At 69.1% G+C, this 21,763-nt stretch carries 14 protein-coding genes; 9 read left to right on the forward strand and 5 right to left on the reverse strand.

The genetic code is table 11. The features are described 5' to 3' along the window. Positions 1–125: 125 nt before the first annotated feature. Entirely contained in the window at positions 126–1,154 is a 1,029-nt protein-coding gene (locus OV208_RS18085) for a prephenate dehydrogenase/arogenate dehydrogenase family protein (RefSeq protein WP_267575081.1), read from the forward strand. 13 nt (positions 1,155–1,167) lie between these two features. Beyond that, on the forward strand, positions 1,168–1,524 hold the full coding sequence (locus OV208_RS18090) for a hypothetical protein (protein WP_267575082.1): 357 nt from the start codon (positions 1,168–1,170) through the stop codon (positions 1,522–1,524). A 13-nt stretch (positions 1,525–1,537) separates the two neighbouring features. Here OV208_RS18090 and OV208_RS18095 read toward each other — a convergent pair whose 3' ends face one another. Both OV208_RS18095 and OV208_RS18100 read right to left on the reverse strand, forming a co-directional pair. After that, entirely contained in the window at positions 1,538–2,881 is a 1,344-nt protein-coding gene (locus tag OV208_RS18095) for an alpha/beta hydrolase family protein (RefSeq protein WP_267575083.1), read from the reverse strand. A gap of 81 nt (positions 2,882–2,962) precedes the next feature. Continuing rightward, entirely contained in the window at positions 2,963–3,742 is a 780-nt protein-coding gene (locus OV208_RS18100; RefSeq protein ID WP_267575084.1) for a class I SAM-dependent methyltransferase, read from the reverse strand. A 170-nt stretch (positions 3,743–3,912) separates the two neighbouring features. On the opposite strand from OV208_RS18100, the gene OV208_RS18105 reads away from it, so the two are divergent. The 3 genes from OV208_RS18105 (at position 3,913) to OV208_RS18115 (ending at position 8,723) form a co-directional block, all read left to right on the forward strand. Continuing rightward, on the forward strand, positions 3,913–5,142 hold the full coding sequence (locus OV208_RS18105; protein ID WP_267575085.1) for a citrate synthase family protein: 1,230 nt from the start codon (positions 3,913–3,915) through the stop codon (positions 5,140–5,142). A 145-nt stretch (positions 5,143–5,287) separates the two neighbouring features. Next, positions 5,288–5,824, forward strand: a complete 537-nt coding sequence (locus OV208_RS18110; RefSeq protein WP_267575086.1) for a hypothetical protein — start codon at positions 5,288–5,290, stop codon at positions 5,822–5,824. Between the two features lie 157 nt (positions 5,825–5,981). Further along, positions 5,982–8,723: a PQQ-dependent sugar dehydrogenase gene (locus tag OV208_RS18115; RefSeq protein WP_267575087.1), complete on the forward strand. Its 2,742-nt coding sequence runs from the start codon at positions 5,982–5,984 to the stop codon at positions 8,721–8,723. 162 nt (positions 8,724–8,885) lie between these two features. Here OV208_RS18115 and OV208_RS18120 read toward each other — a convergent pair whose 3' ends face one another. Then, positions 8,886–9,383, reverse strand: coding sequence for a GNAT family N-acetyltransferase (locus tag OV208_RS18120; RefSeq protein ID WP_267575088.1), 498 nt, complete (start codon positions 9,381–9,383; stop codon positions 8,886–8,888). Positions 9,384–9,830: 447 nt separating this feature from the next. On the opposite strand from OV208_RS18120, the gene OV208_RS18125 reads away from it, so the two are divergent. Beyond that, positions 9,831–12,770, forward strand: coding sequence for an ice-binding family protein (locus OV208_RS18125; RefSeq protein ID WP_267575089.1), 2,940 nt, complete (start codon positions 9,831–9,833; stop codon positions 12,768–12,770). A 146-nt stretch (positions 12,771–12,916) separates the two neighbouring features. Here the strand turns inward: OV208_RS18125 and OV208_RS18130 are convergent, their stop codons facing one another. Further along, positions 12,917–13,786: a hypothetical protein gene (locus OV208_RS18130; RefSeq protein WP_267575090.1), complete on the reverse strand. Its 870-nt coding sequence runs from the start codon at positions 13,784–13,786 to the stop codon at positions 12,917–12,919. Positions 13,787–13,992: 206 nt separating this feature from the next. Here OV208_RS18130 and OV208_RS18135 point away from each other — a divergent pair, with 206 nt between their 5' ends. Further along, positions 13,993–15,027, forward strand: coding sequence for an oxygenase MpaB family protein (locus tag OV208_RS18135; protein ID WP_267575091.1), 1,035 nt, complete (start codon positions 13,993–13,995; stop codon positions 15,025–15,027). 86 nt (positions 15,028–15,113) lie between these two features. Here OV208_RS18135 and OV208_RS18140 read toward each other — a convergent pair whose 3' ends face one another. Next, complete coding sequence (locus tag OV208_RS18140; protein ID WP_267575092.1) at positions 15,114–16,832, reverse strand: hypothetical protein; 1,719 nt, start codon at positions 16,830–16,832, stop codon at positions 15,114–15,116. 393 nt (positions 16,833–17,225) lie between these two features. Here OV208_RS18140 and OV208_RS18145 point away from each other — a divergent pair, with 393 nt between their 5' ends. Together OV208_RS18145 and OV208_RS18150 are read left to right on the forward strand one after the other, a co-directional pair. Further along, positions 17,226–19,007, forward strand: coding sequence for a M4 family metallopeptidase (locus tag OV208_RS18145; RefSeq protein ID WP_267575093.1), 1,782 nt, complete (start codon positions 17,226–17,228; stop codon positions 19,005–19,007). 188 nt (positions 19,008–19,195) lie between these two features. Beyond that, on the forward strand, positions 19,196–21,760 hold the full coding sequence (locus tag OV208_RS18150) for a hypothetical protein (RefSeq protein WP_267575094.1): 2,565 nt from the start codon (positions 19,196–19,198) through the stop codon (positions 21,758–21,760). The last annotated feature ends 3 nt before the right edge of the window (positions 21,761–21,763 follow it).

The raw sequence follows: 21,763 nt of genomic DNA on the forward strand, positions 1-21,763 counted from the left end.
CCTTCGCTGAACGCAGTCCCCGCCGCCGGGTCCCTTTCGAACAGGGGCCCGGCGGTCCTGCTTTCTCCGCCTCCCTACCCTCCAGGCCATACCGCCCCGTGCCGCCAATGGCGTAAACTTACAAAATGCCGAAAATCGCCCTCGTGGGATACGGACGGTTTGGACGTGCGCTGGGAGCGCTGCTGGAGGCGGCGGACCTGGGCTACCGGGCGATGGACCCGGGCGCCGCGCTGCCGGAGGCGATCCGGGCCGGGTCGGTGCCGGAGCTGCTGGAGGGGGCGGAGCTGGTGGTGGTGGCGGTGCCGGTTCCCCAGATGCGGGAGGTGCTGCTGGCGCTCAAGCCCCACCTTCGGCCGGAGCACCTGGTGTTGGACGTGGGCAGCGTGAAGGTGAAGCCGGTGGAGGCGATGAAGGAGGTACTGGGGGCGCAGGTGCCCTGGGTGGGCACGCATCCGCTCTTCGGCCCCTTGAGCCTGGCGATGGCGGAGCGGCCCATGCGGGTCGTCCTCTGCCCCAACCCGCTGCATCCGGACGCGGCCCCGCGCGCGCGGCGCTTCTACGAGGCGTTGGGCTGTGAGGTCATCGAACAGACGCCGGAGGGACACGACCGGGTGATGGCGGAAACCCACGCACTCACGTTCTTCGTGGCGAAGGGGATGGTGGATTCGGGGGCGGCGGTGGACGTGCCCTTCGCGCCAGCCAGCTTCAAGGCGCTCTCGCGCACCATCGAGACGGTCCGCTCGGACGCGGGCCACCTCTTCACCGCCATCCAGCAGGAGAACCGCTTCGCGACGCAAGCGCGGGAGCGCCTGCTCGAAGCGCTCCAGGCCATCCACCGCGACCTGGCGGCCCTGCCCGCCGTGGCCAGCGCGCGGCAGACGGAGGGCCTGGCGCTGCCGGGGCTTGCGTCCGGGCCGCCGGAGCCCCGGGAGACGCGCGAGCACATCGATCAGCTCGACCGCGAGCTGGTGGAACTGCTGGCCCGACGCAACGAGCTGGCCCGGCGCCAGAGCCGCGCCCATGCGCCCGGGGAGCCGGCCGGGACGGAGGCGCTGCTCGCCACGCGCCGGGCCTGGGCCACGGAGTTGGGATTGGATCCAGAGGAGGTGGAGGCCCTGTTCCGGGTCATCGTCGAAGCGCCGGGCGTCGGGTAGCCTGCGCGTCGCCATGGCACGACGGCCTTCGAGCCCTCCAGCAGTCGAGCGCGGTGAAAAGGCCCGGCGCCGCTCGGACCGGAAGCGCAACGCGCGGACGACCCAGCGCCAGCAGCAGGACGCGGCGGAGATGAAGCGCTGGCTGGAACATGAGTCCCGGCAGGGCCAGGAGTACGCGCTGGTCTGTGGACTCCTCCAGACGTGGATGCGGACCCCGGACGGCTACCTGACTGGGGTCATGGACATGTTCATGGGGGAGGAGCTGCACCGGCGGCTGAAGCACTACCTGAAGCGCCACGACCGGGCGTTCTCCACGCACGAGGAGGCGGACTTCGTGATGGTCGGTGGGTCCAGCCGCTGGGTGGACTGAGCCCGCCAGGTCCTCAGATGTATTCGTCCAGCCAGTCGAACATCCGGTGGTTGGCCACGGCCTGCGCCGCTTCCTGGCAGTGCAGCAGGCCGGTGTCCTCCTGGGTGAAGAGCAGGTAGTCCTTCGGGCAATTCAAGGCGTCGAAGAGCAGCCGCGCCTGTCCCTGGGAGAAGGCCTCGGCGGTGCCGTCCATCACCAGCGTGCGGCAGCGGATGCGGTGGACGACGGGCTCGTTGTTGAACTCCCGCAGCTTGAAGAGCAGGTCCGACGGCGAACTGGCGCCGTGCTTGTTCATCGAGTCCTTCATGTACCAGCGGAACAGGAACACCTGCGCCATGAGCTGGGCCATGCCCGCATCGAAGGCCTGGGGGTCGCTGTCCAAGAGCGGCATCAGCTCCGGGAAGTACATGTTGAACTGCTCGAAGGAGGACGCCCCCCAGTTCAGCACGCCGGGATTGGGGATGAGCAGCTTGATGCGCCGCTCGAAGGCCGCCGCACGTGGCACCAGCGCACCGCCCATGCTCCACCCCAGCAAGGCGATCCGCCGTGAGTCCACGCCCGCGATGCACAAGGCGAAGTCCACCACCGGCCGGATGACCTGCTCCCAGTCGGGCCGGAAGGGCAGCCCCTGCTCGCGGATGGCCATGCCCTGTCCGGGCGCATGCACGATGAGGCAGTGGTAGCCCCGCTCCAGCGCCGCATCAATGACATACTTGGACTCCTCCGGCCAGGCGTCGCGGCCCTGCTGGAAGATGAGCAGGGGCGCGACGCTCCGCGAATTCGGAGCGCGGAAGAAGTAGCCGGGCAGCGTCGTGCCTTCGTAGGGGATGCGCACCGCGACCCCGGGAATCTTGAGCAGCGTGAGGGCCTTGTTGTACGCGTCCACCGCCTTGCGCCCGGTGGCGAGCACGCTTGGGTCGCCCGGTTCGGGGTGATGGATAAGCGCGGCGCGGTAGTAGTTGGCGGCGCGCAGGTAGGCATTGCCGGCGCTGATGGCATGGCGCCGGAAGAGGCTCGCGTCGCCCATGGCGCGGATGCGGTCGGCGGTGCGGACCCACTCATTGGGCCAGCTCCAGTCATCTCCCGGGACGATGCGGCGCGCGGTGTCCAGCACCTCGCCAATGTCCGCCTGGGCGCTGTAGGTCGCGGCCAGGAAGTGGAGCAACTGGCTGTCCATGATGGGGTCGGCCATCATTCCCAAATCGTACCAGGGGCGCGGTTCCTCCTGGGGCGAAGCGGAAGCGGAGACGGACGGCGGGCGCGCGGCGAGGGCGGGCGTGCCCCGGAGGAGCGCGAGGCCTCCCGTCAGCCCCAGGCTGGCTTGGATGAGGGTGCGACGGTCCAGTGAACTGCCCATGGTCTTCGACCTCCAGCAATCGGGTGCTGGTGGGTCGAACACCGGAGACCTTATTTCCTGTCACCCGTCACGTGCCCCGCGTCAGGGCCGGGTGGCCAGGAGCGCGAAGACGCGATGGGGAATCGCCAGGGGCTCCTCCGGGAAGCGCTCCGCGAGGAGCTTGGCGTGCGCGAGCTCGAAGCGAGCCGCCTCGTCGGCGGGGAGCGCCGCCCCCACCTTGGCGCTGGCACGCACGCGGCCCCTCCACGCGTCGTGGGAGTAGTGGACGACGGTGTCGAAGGAGAAGGACTCCAGGGCGGTGAAGCCCGCCGTGGCCACATCGCTGAACCACCGGGGATAGATGCCGACGTCATGGCCGAAGCTGACGTAGGGCGCGACCTGGGAGGGATTGAAGGTGTCGATGAGGGCGTGGACGACATGGACCGCGTTGCCCGGCAGGGGCAGCCAGTCGAAGTGCGCGATGACCAGCCGTCCGCCCGGAGCCAGCACCCGCCAGGCCTCCCGGGCCGCGGCGGCGCGGTCGAACCAATGCCAGCACGTTCCGGCGGTGACGAGCTCGAAGGCGTTCGAGGCAAGCCCGGTCGCCTCCGCCGGGGCCACCCGGAAGTTGATGGACAGACCTTCAGAGGTGGCGAGCTGCCGGGCGGACTCCAGCATGGAAGCGGAGACATCCAGCGCGGTGACCCTGCCTCCGCGCTTCGCCAGTCCCCGGGCCAGGGTGCCCGTCCCCGCGCCCAGGTCGAGCACGCGAACCCCAGGGCGGACGACGCCCTCACGGACGAGCCGCTCGAAGAAAGCGTCTGGAAAGCCGGCGCGATGCCGTGCGTAGTCTTCAGACGTGCGGCCAAAGTCCACCTGCATGGGGGGTCCTCCTCGGTTGGGTTCCGGGCCTTCCGGTGGGCCGACACATCGACAGCGACCCGGGCCGCGTCGACACTCACCCGCCAGGAGGTGGAGGGAGCATGGATAGACGTCGGGGTGGACGCTCTCAATCTCGATTCGACCATCGACCTGAGCGCGAGGAGGAGCTGATGTCGGCGCGGGACGCAGCAGCGCTGCTCCGCGTGAAGCGCGCGACGCTGTACACCTACGTGAGCCGGGGACTGGTGCGGTGCTTTCCGGTGCACGATTCGAAGGAGAACCGCTACGCGCGCGCGGATGTGGAGCGGCTGAAGACACGCCACGACGCGAGGGCGGGGCACGCGGCGGTGGCGGCCGGGGCGCTGCGGTGGGGCGAGCCTGTCATCGACTCCGCCGTGTCGAGGGTGGAGCCGCGGGGACTGGCATACCGCGGAACCCATTCGGCGGTGGTGCTGGCGACGGAGGGACGGTCCTTCGAGGACGTCGCGGAGCTGCTCTGGTCGGGCACGCTGCCAGAGCCCGGTGGAACGAAGTGGCGCGCGCCCCGGGCGCCCTTCCCACCCGCGACGCTGGCGAAGCTCCTGCCGAAGGGGACCCCGCCCGCGAAGGTGCTGGCGACCCTGGTCTCCCTGATGGCGACACGGGACGCGGTGCGCTTCGCGGCGCCCCCGGAGCAGGAGTTGGAGCGGGCCCGGAGCCTGCTGCGGCACCTGGCGGCGTGGGTGTGCGTGGCGCGGGCCCCGGCGCGCGTGAAGCAAGCCCTGCGGGCGAAGAGCGTGGCGGCGTCCCTGGCGGTGGCTTGGGACGTGGCCTCGCCCCGGGCCCAGGCGGCGTTGGACCAGGCGCTGGTGCTGTGCGCGGATCACGAACTGAACGTGTCGACGTTCGCCGCGAGGGTGACGGCTTCGTCCGGTTCGGACCTGTACGCCTGCGTGGGCGCGGGAATGGCGGCGCTCTCCGGCGCCCAGCATGGCGGCGCCTGCGACCGCGTGGAGGCGCTGCTCCGGGAGGTCGGTGCGCCGGAGCATGCCCGGGACGCGGTGTTCGCGCGCCTGCGCACGGGAGCGCTGGTGCCGGGCTTCGGGCACCGCCTGTATCCGGCGGGAGACCCCCGGACGCCCTGCCTGATTCAAGCCGCGCGGGAGCTCAAGCCAGACGCCCCCGGGGTCCGCGTGGCGTCCGCGGTGCTGGAGGTGATGCGAAAGGCAGGACACCCCGCGCCATCGATGGAGGTCGGGCTGGTGATGCTGGCGAAGGCCCTGGGGCTGCCGGCGGGAGCGGCCTCCGCGGTGTTCGCGGTGGGGCGCTCGGCGGGCTGGGTGGCGCACATCCTGGAGCAGCGCGAACAGGGCCACCTGCTGCGTCCCAGGGCCCGCTACGTGGGGCCGCCGCCCTCATGACACGGCAGGCGGACAGGCACGCGCAGGGACACAGGGGTCGCTGGGTGGGAGTGCGGCGCGGACCGCCGAAAGTAGTCGGGATGCGGTGCGGGATTCTCGCGGTTGATGGGAACCATTGATGCCACTCTTTCAAAGGACCCACCGCATGAAGATGACCGCACTGCTCACGTGCCTCCTGGGACTGTTGGCCGCCCTCCCCGCCAGCGCCTCTGACTCCGACTCCAAGGATGTGTTCGGTCAAGAGGTCCCCATCGGACAGGGCCGCCCCACGCTGGTGCTGTACACCAACCGAGGCACCCAGGAAGAGCTCCGTAAGCACGCCTACCAGTTCATCTATGAGATGCGCGCCGAGAAGCCCATCGTCGTCGTCCACGTGGACCTGCGCGACGTGCCGGGCCTCTTCAAGGGCATGGCCCAAAAGAAGATCCGCAAGGGCCACGACGAGTCGCTCACCGAGATGCGCGAGCTGTTCCGCAAGAAGGGCGAAGCCCCTCCCCCCGAGCTGGAGTCGTCGCTCTACATGGTCGCTGACACCAAGGGTGAACCCCACCAGTCCATGGGCCTGAAGAAGGGCTTCGGACAGGTCTTCGCCCAGGTCCTGAGCACCTCCGGCCAGGAACTCGCCCGCGGTCCTTTCTCAGAGAGCGTGCGGAAGCTCGGTCAGGTCATGGCGTCCCGGTAGGATGCGTCCCCGCCGCACCTACAAGGCATACAGATATTGCTCGCGTTCCAGGCTCCGGCAGCCGGGCTGGAAAAAGCCCGCGAGGATGCAGCCACAGGGTGACTTCACGCGGATGAGGGACTGAACGCCCACGGCCCGTGCGGTAGCTTCGCAGGCCATGCGATCCCCCCTCGTTGCATCCCTGTTGTCCCTGCTGCTGAGCGCACCGGCCTGGGCCACGGTGCCTGCCGGCTTCACCGAAACGAACTATTCGTCCAACACCCTGACGCCCGCCACCGGCATGGCGTGGGCGCCGGATGGTTCGGGCCGGCTGTTCGTCACGCTCAAGAACGGCGCCATCCGGACGGTGGCGATGAAGGACGGCGTCCTGGAGACGCAGGCGGGCAGCCTGGTGACCCGCGTGTTCGCCACGGAGCCCACCGTCCACACCAACAGCGAGTGTGGCCTCATCGGCATCGCGTTCGACCCGAACTACGTGGTCAACCGCTACGTCTACTTCTTCGTCACCGTCTCCGCCTCCGAGCAGCGCATCGTCCGCTATACGGACTCCAACGGCACCGGCATCGCGCGCGCGGAGGTCGTCCGGAACCTGCCCACCACGGGCAACAACCATGATGGCGGCGGCATCGGCTTCGGCCCGGACGGCAAGCTGTACTGGGCCATTGGCGACCTGGGCAACGGCACGGGCGTGGACGCGGACCTCACGTCGATGGCCTCCAAGGTGAGCCGCGCCAACCTGGACGGCACGCCCGCCAACGACAACCCGTTCAACGACGGCGTGGGTCCCAACAACGAATACATCTGGGCGCGCGGCTTCCGCAATCCGTTCACCCTCGCCTTCCAGCCCACCACCGGCCAGCTGTGGGTCAACACCGTGGGCACGGGCTACGAGCAGATCTTCGTCGCGAGCAGGAGCAGCCACGCCGGCTACAACGACTTCGAGAACAACCAGCCCCTCGGCAACAACTACATCACCCCCGTCATCAAGTACCGCACCAACGGGACGGACCAGCGCAACCTGATCGCCACGGGAGGCGCCGTGCGCACCGGGGGCGTCACCACCTTCACCACCACCAACTCGCATGGCTTCCGCAAGGGCGAGCGCATCACCTTCGAAGGCGTGGGCGACGCGAGCTTCAACGGCGACTTCTACGTCGCCAGCGCGGCCAACGCTCCCACGACCACCACCTTCACCGTGGCCCAGCCGGGGCTGCCCGACGCGAGCAGTGGCGGGGGCACCGCGCAGACGCAGGCCCTGGGCGGCTCCATCACCGGCGGCACCTTCTATGACGCCACCCTCTTCCCGCCGGAGTACCGCGGCAACTTCTTCTTCGGCGACTTCAACTCCGCTCAGGTGACCCGGGCCACGCTGGCCGGGGACAACTCCGTGGCGACAGTCGACGCGTGGGGTTCGAGCTTCAACTCCAACGTGGACATGTCCGTGGGCCCGGACGGAGCGCTCTACGCGCTCGGCTACACCAATGGCGTCGTGCGCCGCATCACGCCGACCTCGTCCGCGCAGAAGCTGGTCGTGACCTCGCTCAACCTGCGCCTCGTGGAGGGTGGGCGTGCGGCCTTCACCGTGCGGCTCGCCCAGGCGCCCACCGCGTCCGTGACGGTGCAGGTGACGCGGGCGCCGGGTGGCTCCGAGGACCTGAGCATCGCGAGCAGCACGCCCCTCACCTTCTCCCCGACGAACTGGAGCGTGCCCCAGGTCGTCACGCTCACGGCGGCGGAGGACGCGGACGCGGTCCCGGACACGGCCACCTTCGTGGTGTCGGCGGCGGGCCTTTCAGATGAGTCCGTGGTGGCCACCACCATCGACAACAACGCTGCCCGGCTGGTGCTGTCCACCACGCGGTTGATCGTCCCCGAGGCCGGCACCGCGACGTTCGGCGTGTCGCTCTCCCAGCGGCCCTCGTCGAACGTCACCGTCAACGTGGCGCGCACCCAGGGCGACGAGGACATCACCGTGGACGCCGGGGCCACGCTGAGCTTCACGACCTCCGACTGGGCCACGCCCAAGAACGTCACGCTGCGGGCCGCGGCGGACGCGGACAACGTGGACGGCGTCGCCACCATCACGCTCGCCATCCCGGGCCTGGATGCGCGCTCCCTGGAGGCGGTGGAGGCGGATGACGAACCGCTGCCCCCCTCCATCACCTCCACGCCCGGCCTGTCCGCCGTGGTGGGCAGCGCCTACCAGTATGACGTGGAGGCCGTGGGCCGTCCGACGCCGACCTACGCGCTGGTGGGCGCGGTGCCTCCGGGCATGGCCCTGAACGCGACCACTGGCCTCATCACCTGGACGCCCTCCGCGGCGGGCACCTTCGAGGTGACCGTGCGCGCGAGCAATGGCGTGGCACCGAACGCGGACCAGCCCTTCACCCTCGCGGTGAAGGTGGATGAAGCGCCGCGCGCCATCCTCACGCGTCCCACCGAGGGCGAGCGCGTGTCCGGCGCCACGGCGGAGTTCTTCGGCGACTGCGTGGACGACGTGGGCTGCACGCGCGCCGAGTTCTACGTGGACGGCGTCGAGTTCTACACGGACATCCGGTCCGACAATCACTTCCACTTCGGCGGCGAACACAACCGCTGGGACACCACCGGACTCCCGCCGGGCCTGCACACCGTGCGGCTCGTCGTGGTGGACACCGCCGGAGCGAAGGCGGAAGCGCAGGTGACGGTGTGCGTCGGGGACGCGCCGTGTGAAACGGTGCAGCCCGACGCGGGCACCGGCTCGGACGCGGGCACGGGCACTCCGGACGCCGGGACCCAGCAGCCTCCGGACAAGGAGGATGACTCCGGCTGCGGCTGCGGCGCGGCCCCGGTGGCGCCGCTCGCGTGGCTGGCACTCGCCGCGCTGGCGTTCCGGCGGAAGCGGGCGCGCGCGGAGTAGTCCCAGGTGGGCTTGAGCCCCGTCTGGACCTGAAGCCCGGTGTCCCCACGAGGGTCACCGGGCTTCTTGTCTTTCGACGCCCTCCGGTCCCGTGCGACGAACCTCAGCCGTTGTTGCAACACACGCTGTAGCGGGCCCGGAACGGCGGTCCCGGCGCCAGGCTCAGGCGGGCACGTACAGCCTGCTGGGGACGCCTTCGTAGTCGATGATGCGGTCGAGCCTCAGCCCGAGCCGCGTCGCGACGCGAATGGAGGCCTCGTTCTCCGGGTGGATGACGGCCACGACGGGGGTTTCCGGCAGGTGTTCGCGGGCCAGCGCCAGGGAGGCCCGGGCCAGCTCCGTCGCATACCCGGAACCCCACGCCTTCGGAGCGAAGCGGTAGGCGAGGTTCAACACCTGCTGGCCTTCGAGCACCTTGTGGCGCAAGCCGCCGAAGCCCACGAGCACTCCCGGGTCGTCGATCCGCTCCACCACCCAGTACCCGATACCCCGGTCCGACCAGTCGCCCAGCCACACGGCCAGTTGCGTCTTCGCGGCGTCCAGCGAGCGCATGGGCCCGGAGACGCTGTAGCGGTTCGTCTCCGGATCCGCGTGAAGCACGAACACCGCCTCCACGTCGCTGTCGCGAACGGCGCGCAGCAGCAGCCGCTCGGTCGTCATGCGTTCAAAACCCTGGGTCATGACGGGCAGCCTGCATGCACGGCCGCCCCTCGCGCCACCTGGATCCTTCCGGCGCGAGGCGACCTCCTCGGACAGGGGCCCACGTCAGCCCCCCTCCCCTCACGCTCCCATCGACCGGGGCCCCGTCGCGGGCCGGACGCCTACACAGGAAGGAGTGGCAGGCCCCAAACCCAGATGCCCTGGCCCTGGTGGCGATGACACAACGACAGGCCCCGACGACCGATTGTGGACTGACTTCCCACATCCCAGATCCCTGCCGGCAAAAGCAGTCATCACAACCCCGGAGAGGCAAGAATGAAGAACCCCAGGTTTCAAACGCGTGCGGTTGGACGCGTGTTTTCAGCAGTGGCATCCCTGATCTTTCTCATGGCGTTCCTTCCCGCCTGCGACAGCGTTGGACAAGGGAATGAGGAGGAGCAGCTCGGCGTGTCCGAGGCGGCCATCGCCACGGCGCCGTCGCTGGGCACCGCCCAGAGCTTCGCCGTGCTGGGTGCTACAACGGTGACCAACACCGGTCCGACCGTCATCAGCGGGGACCTGGGCGTCAGCCCGGGCACCGCGATCACCGGCTTTCCTCCTGGGATCGTCGTCGGAGGGGTCATCCATGCGGCTGACGCGGTGGCAAGCCAGGCCCAGGCCGACACCACGGCGGCGTACAACAACCTGGCGGGGCAGCCGTGCGACATCACGCTTCCGTCCGCGGAGCTCGGGGGGCTGACGCTCGTGCCGGGCGTCTACTGTTTCTCGTCCGCCTCGGCCCAGCTCACCGGCGCGCTCACGCTCAACGCCCAGGGCAACCCCAATGCCGTCTGGGTGTTCAAGATCGCGAGCACCCTGATCACCGCGAGCAATTCGTCCGTGCTGCTGATCAATGGCGGGCAGGCCTGCAACGTCTTCTGGCAGGTCGGAAGCTCCGCGACCGTCGGCACGGGTTCGACCTTCGTCGGGAACATCCTCGCGCTCACGAGCATCACCCTGACGACCGACGCGGACATCTCCGGGAGGGCCCTGGCGCGCAACGGCGCGGTCACGTTGGACTCCAACACGGTCACCATCTCCTCGTGTGCCGGACCGGTCACCCCCCTTCCTCCCACGCTCGGCAAGGCCTTCAGCCCGGCCACCATCATGGCGGGAGGTATCTCCACCCTCACCATCACCCTGAGCAACCCGGACCCCACGGTCGCCACGCTGACGGCGCCGCTCACCGACACGCTGCCGAGCGGCGTGACGACCGCTGGCGCGGGCACCACCACGTGCGGCGGTACCGTCACGACCACCGCTTCGTCGGTGACGCTGACGGGCGGCGCCATCCCGGCCAACGGCTCCTGCACCGTGACGGTGCCCGTGACCGCGGCCAGCGGCGGCAACTACCTCAATTCGATCGTCGCTGGCGCGCTGCAGACCGGCAACGGCAGCAACGTCGCCCCGGCGGTCGCGACCTTGACCGTTCCCCAGCCCGCGACCGCGCCCACGGTCGGCAAGGCCTTCAGCCCGGCCACCATCAGCACGGGGGGAACCTCCACCCTCACCATCACCCTGAGCAATGCCGGCGCGACGGCCGCGCCCCTGACGGCGCCGCTCACCGACACGCTGCCCAGCGGCGTGACGACCACCGGCGCGGGCACCACCACGTGCGGCGGTGTCGTCACGACCACCGCTTCGTCGGTGACGCTGACGGGCGGCGCCATCCCGGCCAACGGCTCCTGCACCGTGACGGTGCCCGTGACCGCGCCTGTCGGGGGCAGCTTCATCAACTCCATCGCCGCTGGCGCGCTGCAGACCGGCAACGGCAGCAACGCCGCCCCGGCGGTCGCGACCTTGACCGTCATCGCTCCGACGGATGTCTTTCCGACGCTCGGCAAGACCTTCAGCCCGGCCACCATCAGCGCGGGGGGCATCTCCACCCTCACCATCACCCTGAGCAATGCCAGCGCGACGCCCGCGGTCCTGACGGCGCCGCTCACCGACACGCTGCCCAGCGGCGTGACGACCGCCGGCATGGGGAGCACCACGTGCGGCGGTGTCGTCACGACCACCGCTTCGTCGGTGACGCTGACAGGAGGCGCGATTCCGGCCAACGGGTCCTGCACCGTGACGGTGCTCGTGACCGCGCCTGTCGGGGGCAGCTTCATCAACTCCATCGCCGCCGGCGCGCTGCAGACGGGCAACGGGAGCAATCAGTTTCCGGCCATCGCGACCCTGACCGTTGCCACGCCCTCCGCCGTCACGCTCGGCAAGGCCTTCAGTCCGGCCACCATCAGCGCGGGGGGCACCTCCACCCTGACCCTCACCTTGATCAACTCCAACGCGACGCCCGCGGTCCTGACGGCGCCGCTCGTCGACACGTTGCCTGCCGGTCTGACGGTCGCCGGCATGGGGAGCACCACGTGCGGCGGTATTGTCACGACCACCGCCTCGACGGTGACGCTGACGGGCGGTGCCATCCCGGCCAACGGCTCCTGCACCGTGACGGTGCCCGTGACCGCGCCCGTCGCTGGCAGCTTCATCAACTCCATCGCCGCGGGCGACCTGCAGACGAACAGGGGCAACAACGCCGCCCCTGCCGTCGCGACCCTGGTCGTCATCCCTGTGGTTGTCGGTGTCTCGCCCAAGGTCAACAAGTACTTCAGCCCCTCCACCATTGGGACGGGGGGGGTCTCGACCCTGACCATTACCCTGACCAACCCGAACAACACGGCCGCGGCCCTGACGGCGCCGCTCAAGGATGTCCTGCCTGACGGCCTGCTGGTTTCCGGCAACGCCAAGAACACCTGCGGCGGCGTCGTCACGGCCGTCCCGGGCAGCTCGCTGGTGGTGCTCACCGGCGGCTCGATCCCGGCCAACGGCTCCTGCACCGTGACCGTGGACGTGACCGCGAAGAAAGCGGGCAGCTACTGCAACACGATCCCGAAGGGCGCCCTGCAGACCAACAAGGGCAGCAACACCGCACCGGCCACGGCGACCCTGATCGTCAAGAACGGCATGAAGGTCCCGCCCAAGCTCACCAAGTACTTCAGCCCTTCCTCCATCAAGCTGGGCCATAGCTCCACGCTCACCCTCACGTTGAGCAACCCGAACGGCGCGGCCGCCCAACTGACCACGCCGCTGGTCGACGACTTCCCCAAGGGGATGGCGGTTTCCGGCCAGGCCAGCACCACGTGCGGCGGGGGACTCCTGGCCCTCTGGGGCAGCTCGACGGTGGTCCTGTGGGGTGGAACGATCCCGGCCAACGGCTCGTGCAAGGTGCAGGTGGAAGTCTCCACCCACGGCAAGGGCCACTTCCGCAACAAGATGCCGGCCGGTGCCCTCCAGACCACCCTGGGCAGCAATGTCCAACCGGCGGACGCCACGCTGAGCGTCTACTGACGGCAGGTCCCTTCCTCGACGGGAGCGGATCCCTTCAGGGCAGGTGAAGCACGGGGCTGGACGGGCCACACCGTCCAGCCCCGTTTGTTCTTGTCGGGTCCCCGGGGGGACCCGTGCAGTGCCGCCCGGCACGCCACCGGGATCCGTCAGGGCTTCCAACTCCCCGACTGGACCTCCCAGCCGTCCGCCGTCTTCTCCACAAGCAGCTGCACCGTCCCGGACAGCGCGGCCCTGCGCTCCCCCGAATGGATCTTGTAGCTGAAGCACCACGTCTCATCGCCCCACGTGAAGTCCTTCAGGGTGAGCTTGATGCCCTCGCGGAGGTCGTGGCCCACGCTTCGCAGCGTCCAGCCCGGAACGTGGAGGACCTCCCCGACGGGCGCATCCAGGGAGAAGGGATGGGTCCAGAGGGCACAGTGCCGGTGAGGGGTCTTCTCCTCCAGGCGCTCCAGCACCCAGGCCACGGCGCACTGGAGGCGCGGCGCATCCTCCTCGCGCGCACGAAGTGCGTCGTCCCACAAGGCACCGACGGGGCGAGGACCGCCATCCAGCGCCGCTCTCCTGTAGGACGACCGATGCGCCTCCACGAGGGGGCTGCGCACCTCAGGCCCCCGCACCTTGCGCAGGGTGCGGACCGGGGTGTGCGCCAGCGTGGACTCCACGGAGGACAACCCCGCCACGGACTCCAGGTGCCACCAGCGCTCGAAGGTCGCCACGGTCAGCGGCGCAGGGCCCAGCAGCTCCGAGAGCACCCGCCGCGTCACCGCGTCATGGTCGGCCGTGGAGTCCTGACTGGCGCGCTCCAGGTCGCGCAGGAAGCTGGCGAGGACCGCGAGCTTGAGGAACATCTGCTCGTCCTCGCCCTGCCCTTCGTAGTCATGATCCCCGACTTCCCCCTGACTCCAGAGGTTCGGACGCTCCAGTTGCATCCACGCGGGAACGTCTCGCTCCTTCAGCCAAGCCAGGAGCGCTGGCGTGGGGCGCAGCACGTAGTACGCATCCATCACCATCGGCATGAGCGACCTCCATCCGCGGACGCCGCCAAGGATAGCCGCTCCCGGGTCCTGACGGCGAAGGCGCGTGCCCAAAGACAGAGGAGGGCTGTCGCCTTGAGCTCGAACCACGGATGTCACCCGGGGGTTGTGTCCCGACGGAAGGGGGTGTGGTAGCAATTCCGTTTCATGCGACAGGCGGCGGCCGTGAGCCGTTCGGAGAGAGAATCGTGAATCCGCAGGAGCGCCCGAGCTGGCGACAGCAGTCTCCGGAAGTGCAGCAGCAGGTCCGCCAGGACAGCGAGCATTTCCGCAAGTGTCTCGACTACCTGCGGGAGCACTCGGCAGGTGAGCACGAGGGCTTCTACGGTCCCGACAGCATGACCTGGGTCATCTATCGCGAGCCGGTGATCCTCCTCGGCGGACTGCGCGCCATCCTGCTGCAGATCGCCCATCCGGCGGTGGCCATCGGCGTCGCCCAGAACAGCAACTTCCGGGGTGACCTGCTCGGCCGCGCGCGGCGCACCTATACGGCGATGTACCAGCTTGTCTTCGGGGGCCTGCGCGAAGCCATGGGTGCCGCCAAGCGGGTCCACAGCCTCCACAGTCGCGTCAACGGCGCACTTCCAGCCGGGGCGGGTGCGCAGGGTGAGGGCCGCTATCGCGCGAACGATCCCCTGCTCCAGCGTTGGGTGCTCGCCACCCTCATCGACGGCGCCATGGTGGTCTTCGAGACCTTCGTGCGGCCGCTCAGCATCGAGGAGAAGCGCCGTTTCTATGAGGAGTCGCGGCTCGCCGCGGCGCAGTTCGGGCTCCTCCCGGAGCAGATGCCGCCCACGCTCGAGGCCTTCTACGCGTGGTATCACGAGCAACTGGATGGAGATGCGCTGCGCGTGGAAGACACCGCGCGCGAGCTGGCGAGCCTGCTCTTCAATTCACCGTTCACCCGGGGACAGCTCGATGAGTTGCTCACCGCCGGCCTCCTGCCACAGCGCTGGCGCGAGGCGTACGGGCTGGCCTGGGGACCGGCACAGCAGCGCGCATGGAGGCTCCTGAAGGGCACGATGCGACGGGCCATCAACCTCACCCCGCCAACGCTCCGCTGCGTCACGGCCTGGCATCAGGCGCAGATGCGGCTGGCCCAGGCGAGAGGAGCGCGGCCGACGGTCATGGCCCGGCTGCTGAACACCCTCGACTCCTACGTTGACGTGCCCTTCAGCATCCGGCCCGTCGCGGCGAAGGCCCCAACGGCCGACAGGGATTGATTTCAGGGCAGGTGAAGCACGGGGCTGGACGGGACCAACCCATCCAGCCCCGTTTGTCATTGTGTGGTGGAGGGGACGCTCGCGCGTTACGGTCCCACCAACCGGAAGAGCGAGACGTTCGAGCGGTTCCAGCTCCCTCCCGGATAGGAGAGCTGGGACGTCGCCGTGAGGGAGCCCGGCACGCCGCTGATGCCATTGACGGTGAGGGTTCCCGCGGACTGGATGTTCGTGGACGGGCTCCCCGTGCAGCCCGGGCACAGCGTCGTGCTCGTCAGGTAGTTCAAGGGCACGGACAGCGACGTGGACGCACTGACCACGGAGCCATGGAGCCACACTGGACGGCTGCCCGCGAAGGCACACACCGTCGCCACCTGGGTCGTCCCGCGCGTGGCGAAGAGCACGCCCCAGCCAGGCTCCTCGGGGCGATACCAGAGGCCGTTGAGGTTCATCGTCGTAGCGCCTCCGCCGAACTCGGTCCGCACGATGGGCTCCTCTCCCGACAGCGCGCCCAGCGTCCATTTGAAACGCCACTGGTTGTTGGTCACGAGCAGCTTCGCGGTGCCAACGTTGCGGAGGGTCGCCGTCGAGCCGGTCCAGGTGCTCTCCGTGAGGGGGCCCACCCACTCCCCCGTCTCCCCGGACAGCGTGCTCAGATACCAGATGGGCTGCCCCGAAGCCGTATAGGTGAACCAGGTGAGGGAGACGCCATCCGTTCCCAGACGCTGCAGGTCCCAGCCCTGGCCGGAGCGCGCGGGGTTGTACCAGGGACCCGTGAGGGGCTGGAGCGGCCTTGCCACCTCCCCACGGACCGTCACCGACGCCAACACGTTGAACGGCTCGCCCGTCAGGATCTGGGTGAAGACATAGCTGCGGCCCGCGACAATCCATGGCACCGTCTGCGCGCCGCTCTTCCCGCTGAAGACCAGCGTCGAGCCCTGTCCATCCACGGAGACCAGGATCTGCGTGTCGTTCGCATTCCGGCTCGTCCAGCGGAGCGTCGTCGAGCCCTGCCCCCCCAGGGGGGCACTGACCGGGTTGGGGGTCGCCGTCAGCGTGCCACTGGCGCCCTCGCGGACGATGACCTCCCTGTGTGCCACCAGGAGGCCATTCGCGTGGAGTTGGAAGACGTAGGTATTGTTCGGCGCCAGTTGGGAATACGCCCGTGAGCCCGTGAGCGCCGTGGACAGCACGGTGGCGGGCGTCGTGGAGTTCTTGAGCTTCACGGACACCTGCGCCGTGGTGGCCACCGTGGTCGACCAGGAGAGCGTCGTCGTGCCCAGACGCCCCGGTGCGACGTACAGGTCCGACGGCGTCGCGCTGATGCTGCCGTTCACGCGAGGCTGGTTCACGCGGATGCGGCGCTGCGTGCAGACCCACTCCGAAGTCCACGCGCCACAGGGGGAACCCACCGCGCGGAAAGCCTGGACGCAGATGTTGAACTCGATGTCCTGCGGTCCCTGCGGGAGGACCTTTAGGTCCACGTACCTGAAGAGCCTCCGGTCCGGATGCGTCGGGTCGCTGACGAGCGACGCCTGGACGCCCTCGTAGGCGTCCAGGCCGGTCAACGTCACGACGGCCGACACGTCATTGCCACACAGGCAGTCGCGCACCTCGTTGCCGGCTTTGAAGCGGACGTAGTCCCCTACGTTCGCGGGGACCGCGATGTCATTGGGATTGACGAACGGGTTGAAGCAGCCCCCCAACGCGGTGCTCGCCGCCTGGGCATGCGCCCTGGGGGCGAACAGCAACAGCGAAAAAAGACAAGCCAGGAATGTTATTCTTTGGACAAGCGCGAATCGGGCCATGGCGTTTCCATCCCCTGCGGAATGCGTACGGAGCAGCAATCGACCCGGAACAACGGACGGCCCGGATCCCCCCGTCTGCGTTTATCTACCGGGAGTGAATAACGCACGGACCGGAGAACACCGGGATGGATTGACAATCATTCCGCCGAAAGCCGACCCGAAAACAGTCTCACGGTCCGTGGGCTCCCACGGGGGCGTGAGAAGTCATTGAAATCCGACGGGAAGCCGCCCGCGGGTCGGTGCCACCGGAGCAGCCCGCCCCGGTCGCGGTGGACGGGTCCGCCGGACGGTATGCCCTGGCTTCAAAAATCCTTGTGGCCGGTGCGGGGTGTGCCGGGTCTCCTGGACAGCCCGGCATTTTTCACGGGCTCCGCCACCGAACCGGAGCATCCCTTGCGCATCCGCCGCCTTGTCTCGCTCGTTCCCTTCCTGTTCCTGGGAAGCGCCTGCGGTACCAGCACCGTCGACGACGCCCAGCCACTCACGCAGGACAGCGCCCTGGCGACGAAGCCGGCCCGGGGCGAAGGCCTGCGCCGACTCCAGGCCCAGCGCCCGGAGTTCCTGCGGGGCGCGGGGGAGCTTTCCGCCCGCCGCCTCCTGGTGGACCCCCAGGGCAAGGCGCATGAGCGCCTGGCGCAGACCTTCAAGGGCGTCCCCGTCTTCGGCGCCGCGGCCATCGTGCACCTCGCGGAGGACGGCTCCGTCGCCAGCGTGACGGACCGGCTCGCCCGCGACCTCAAGGTGGACACCACGCCCCGGCTCAAGCGGGACGAAGCCATCCAGAACGCCCTTGGCACGCTGGAGGACGGCAGCGTGCTGGTGGGCGCGCCCAAGGCGGACCTGCAGATCCTCGCCGACAGCCGGGACACCCGCCTGACGTGGCGGGTGCAACTGGAGACGGTGAAGGCGGACGGCGAGCCGGCGATGCCGAACATCTTCATCGACGCGCACACGGGTGAGGCCGTCCGGGACTTCGACAACCTCCAGACCAGCCGCAACCGCAAGACGTACACGGCCAACAACCGCACGTCGCTGCCCGGGACGCTGGTGCGATCGGAGACAACGGGCCCCACGAGCGACGCCCTGCTCAACCAGGCCCACGACCACGCGGGCTTCACGTACGACTTCTACGCGACCCTCTTCGGCCGTGACAGCTACGACGGGCTGGGCACGAACCTCATCTCCACGGTCCACTACAGCAAGAACTACGTGAACGCGTTCTGGAACGGGACGCAGATGGTCTACGGCGACGGCGACGGCGTGCAGTCCTCCGCGCTGACGGTGCTGGACGTCGTCGGCCACGAATTGACCCATGCCGTCACCGACACGTCCTCGGAGCTCATCTACGCCAACGAGTCGGGCGCCCTGAACGAGGCCATGTCCGACATCTTCGGCGCCTCCATCGAGGCGTACCGGGATGGTGCCGTCAGCGCCAACACCTGGAAGATTGGCGAGGAGTGCTGGACGCCGGCCACCGCGGGCGACGCCCTGCGGTACATGAACGACCCGGCCATCGCGGGCGACTACGACTACTACCCCACGCGCTACACGGGCACCTCCGACAGCGGCGGCGTGCACTGGAACTCCGGCATCGCGAACCTGGCCTTCCACCTGATGGTCTCCGGTGGAACCCACCCGCGCGGCAAGACGAGCAACGTGGTGCCGGCGCTCGACGCCAACAGCTACACGGGCATCCTGAAGGGCGCGGCCATCTTCTACCGCGCGAACACCGTCTACCTGACGGCGGGCAGCACCTTCGCTGACGCGCGCGCCGCCACCGCGCAGGCCGCCGCCGACCTGTACGGCTCCAGTGCCGTCACGTCCGTCAACGAGGCGTGGAGCGCCGTGGGCGTGGCCGCGCCCCCGACCTGGACCGTCCTCACCACGCTGAGCAACGTCGCGGGCAGCCGCAACGGCAACACGAACCTCAGCTACGTCACGCCGACCAACGCGACCGCGATGCGCTTCGCGCTCTCCGGCGGAACGGGGGACGCGGACCTGTACGTGAAGTTCGGCAGCGCGCCCACGACCACCAGCTACGACTGCCGCTCGGCGGGTGCCAGCAACGATGAGAGCTGCACCCTCAACCCCGCGAAGCAGGGCACGTACTACGTCCTGATCCGCGGCTACTCGGCCTTCTCCGGCGCCACCTTCCAGGTCAGCTCCGGCCAGTAATCCCAGAGGGGTTTGCTGCCCCGACCCACCGGCGCGGTCGCCATTCCCTGGCGGCCGCGCCGGTTTCTTTGCGGGCTGTTCCAATCGGTTCCCACTGCAGCGCGGTGTGACTCCGAGACGCTTCCCTCACCCCGCCGCTTCAGACATGGTCAATTCCAGGTTTTCCACACATTCCTGAGAGATGACTCATGTCGAAAAAGCCCCTCTCCCCTGCCCGACCGCGGGGCGTCGTGCATGTCTTGCTTTGCGTGTGGCTGGGGGTGCTCGTCGCTCCGTCGGCCCGGGCGGAAGCGCTGGCGGGCGAAGAGCAGGTGATTCCCATCGTCGGCGCGGGGGCGGCCACGGGCATCGGCTACTTCCCGCTGGAGGCCGCGTTCGATGATCAGCCCACGCTGCATCCGCCCACGCAGGAGCGCTACCTCATCACCGATGGCGGACAGGGCGTCGGGCTCTTCGGCGGACGTCAGGCGTACATCGACTTCGGGCCTGACTTCGCCAGCATCCAGATCACCGGCACGTGGACGCTCTGGAACCAGTGGGGCCGCACCGCGCAGCAGCCGCTGACCTACTGGTGGTCCAGCTCTCGCGACAACCTCTTCAACAACGACGACGTCGCGGAGACCACCCCCGGCTTCGGCTTCATCACGCAGGTCCCCGCCGCCAACCCCACCAGCGACCACGTCTGGTTTCGCGACTTTACCGGCACCGGACTCGTGCCGAAGCGGCGCTACCTGCTCGTGTCCGCGCCCGCGAACAACACCAACGGCGTCGTGGAGTTCGCCATCACCGGCCGCGTCGGCGCGGGCCCCCGGCCGCGCGTCGTGCCGCCGCCCGCCTTCGGTTCGCTCACGCTGGTGGACGAGGTGAACTGCGGCGACGCCAATGACTCGCACGCGTTCCAGCAGTTCCCGGCCAATGGCAGCCGCATCGAGACCGTGCTCGACCGCGCCGTGCGCGTGCTGCCCAATGACACCCCGGGCCGCAAGTACTTCGCCTACCGCCTGGGCGTGGGGAAGAACCTGGTCGCGGGCAAGGCCTATGTGCTCTCCGTCGAGTACCCGGACGACGTGCCCCGCACGGTCATCATCGCCAACAACGGCGCGGAGTACACGCGCGCCTTCCACACCGGCAACACCGTGGGCGACGCGCTCCACCCGCCGTACGTCCACCCCAACCCCGAATCACTCGAGCTGCCGCAGACGGGTGAATTCCAGACGTGGCAGACCCTCTTCCACCTGCATGACCGCTACCCCGGCATCCAGCGTCCTCGCGGAACCGAACACCCGCGCGACCTGACGCCCGCCAATGGCTTCTGGGTTGTCGTCGCGCACTTCCGCCCGGAAGACGCACCGCTCTCCCGGGGCGCCGCCGTGGCGAGAATCCGTCTCTACGAAGCCCCGGCCGCGCCGGCCTACTACGCCCCCGTCACCCTGCCCCCCACCGGCCTGCCCAGGCGCCACCTCTTCTTCCGCGAGGAGATGTCCGACGGGGTCATCAACCAGGATGCAGGCCCGTTCCTGGGCGTGACGAACCGGGTGGCCTGGTACGAGTACAAGGCCCGCCTCATGAAGTTCCTGGGAATGAACACGTTCTCCAACGACCTGCTGGAGTTCGGCCACAACCAGGGCTGGGATTCGGGGCCCTACGGCGGCAACACCTGGGTGTACCAGAGCCGCTATCCCTCCCTCTGGGCCGACACGCTCACCATGCTGGGCCAGTACGACCTGGAGGTCCTGCCCTACTATGAGTACGCCGGCAGCCGGGGCAGCGCCAGCCTGGGCTACCAGCGGCGCGCGAAGCCCCTCACGCGCACCGACGACGCATACACACACATCCGTTGGACCGAGGACGCCCGCGCCGACCTCACGGACCCGGACACGCTCGCGGACTTCAAGAAGATGCTGGACCTCACGGTGGTCCAGCACACGGCGAAGAAGAAGTTCGCCGGCGTGTGGCTGCGCCCCCGTTCCAGCTCGCTGCCCATCGGCTTCGCGGACGCGACGCTCGCGCGCTTCGCCACCGAGGCCAACGGAGGCGTCGCCATCACCCGCGCGCTGCTCCAGGCGGACAGCGCGCTGCTCCAGCGCTACTACGAGTGGTGGCTGCTCAAGCGCCGGGCCTTCATCGACAACGTGACGGACTACCTGCGCTCCAAGGGCGTGGGCAGCGACGCCGTGACGCTCTTCACCTCCGACGCCACCGAAGCAGGCCGGACGCATCCCACCGCCAGCGAATACATGGTCGCGGAGAACCCCGCGCCCTGGTTGAACCTGGGCAAGAGCGTGGTGGCCCTGGAGCGAGCCCTGAGCGAGAACCGTCAGCTCAACGCCCTCCTCCTGCCAATGAGCACCTGGGGCGGCTGGGAATGGCAGCACGCCGACCCCTGGAGCGACCCCCAGCACTACACGGCCGACGCGAAGGGCGCGCTCACGTACACGTTCAACCACGCCTACACCGTGGGCCGGCCGGATGCGCTCAATGCCTTCCGCAGCGGCGCGGGCCTGGCGATGGTGCGGCACTTCGCGCTCAACGAGGACACGATGACGGAGGGCTCCACTCCGCTGCTCGGGTATTTCGTCACCGACGTGGAGCATGCCGGGCCGTACTCACGGCTCGCCGAGGCGCGGGCCGTGGCCAATGGCGATCCCCGCTTCCTGGGCTACCTGTCGAGTTCGAGCTTCAACCAGGGCTTCCCCGAGTACGCCCGCGCCTTCAACCAGGCGTTCCTCGCCCTCCCGGCGCTGCCTGGCTAGGCC

Origin of the sequence: Corallococcus sp. bb12-1 (assembly GCF_026626765.1) — a bacterium.
In the GTDB taxonomy this organism is placed as follows: Bacteria; Myxococcota; Myxococcia; order Myxococcales; family Myxococcaceae; genus Corallococcus; species Corallococcus terminator.

Excerpts from the sequence above, each read along its gene's own strand:
- OV208_RS18090 (WP_267575082.1), top strand. The coding sequence starts at position 1,168 with ATGGCACGACGGCCTTCGAGCCCTCCAGCAGTCGAGCGCGGTGAAAAG.
- OV208_RS18100 (WP_267575084.1), bottom strand. The coding sequence starts at position 3,742 with ATGCAGGTGGACTTTGGCCGCACGTCTGAAGACTACGCACGGCATCGC.
- OV208_RS18150 (WP_267575094.1), top strand. The coding sequence starts at position 19,196 with ATGTCGAAAAAGCCCCTCTCCCCTGCCCGACCGCGGGGCGTCGTGCAT.
- OV208_RS18105 (WP_267575085.1), top strand. The coding sequence starts at position 3,913 with ATGTCGGCGCGGGACGCAGCAGCGCTGCTCCGCGTGAAGCGCGCGACG.
- OV208_RS18110 (WP_267575086.1), top strand. The coding sequence starts at position 5,288 with ATGAAGATGACCGCACTGCTCACGTGCCTCCTGGGACTGTTGGCCGCC.
- OV208_RS18085 (WP_267575081.1), top strand. The coding sequence starts at position 126 with ATGCCGAAAATCGCCCTCGTGGGATACGGACGGTTTGGACGTGCGCTG.
- OV208_RS18140 (WP_267575092.1), bottom strand. The coding sequence starts at position 16,832 with ATGGCCCGATTCGCGCTTGTCCAAAGAATAACATTCCTGGCTTGTCTT.
- OV208_RS18095 (WP_267575083.1), bottom strand. The coding sequence starts at position 2,881 with ATGGGCAGTTCACTGGACCGTCGCACCCTCATCCAAGCCAGCCTGGGG.
- OV208_RS18130 (WP_267575090.1), bottom strand. The coding sequence starts at position 13,786 with ATGCCGATGGTGATGGATGCGTACTACGTGCTGCGCCCCACGCCAGCG.
- OV208_RS18120 (WP_267575088.1), bottom strand. The coding sequence starts at position 9,383 with ATGACGACCGAGCGGCTGCTGCTGCGCGCCGTTCGCGACAGCGACGTG.
- OV208_RS18115 (WP_267575087.1), top strand. The coding sequence starts at position 5,982 with ATGCGATCCCCCCTCGTTGCATCCCTGTTGTCCCTGCTGCTGAGCGCA.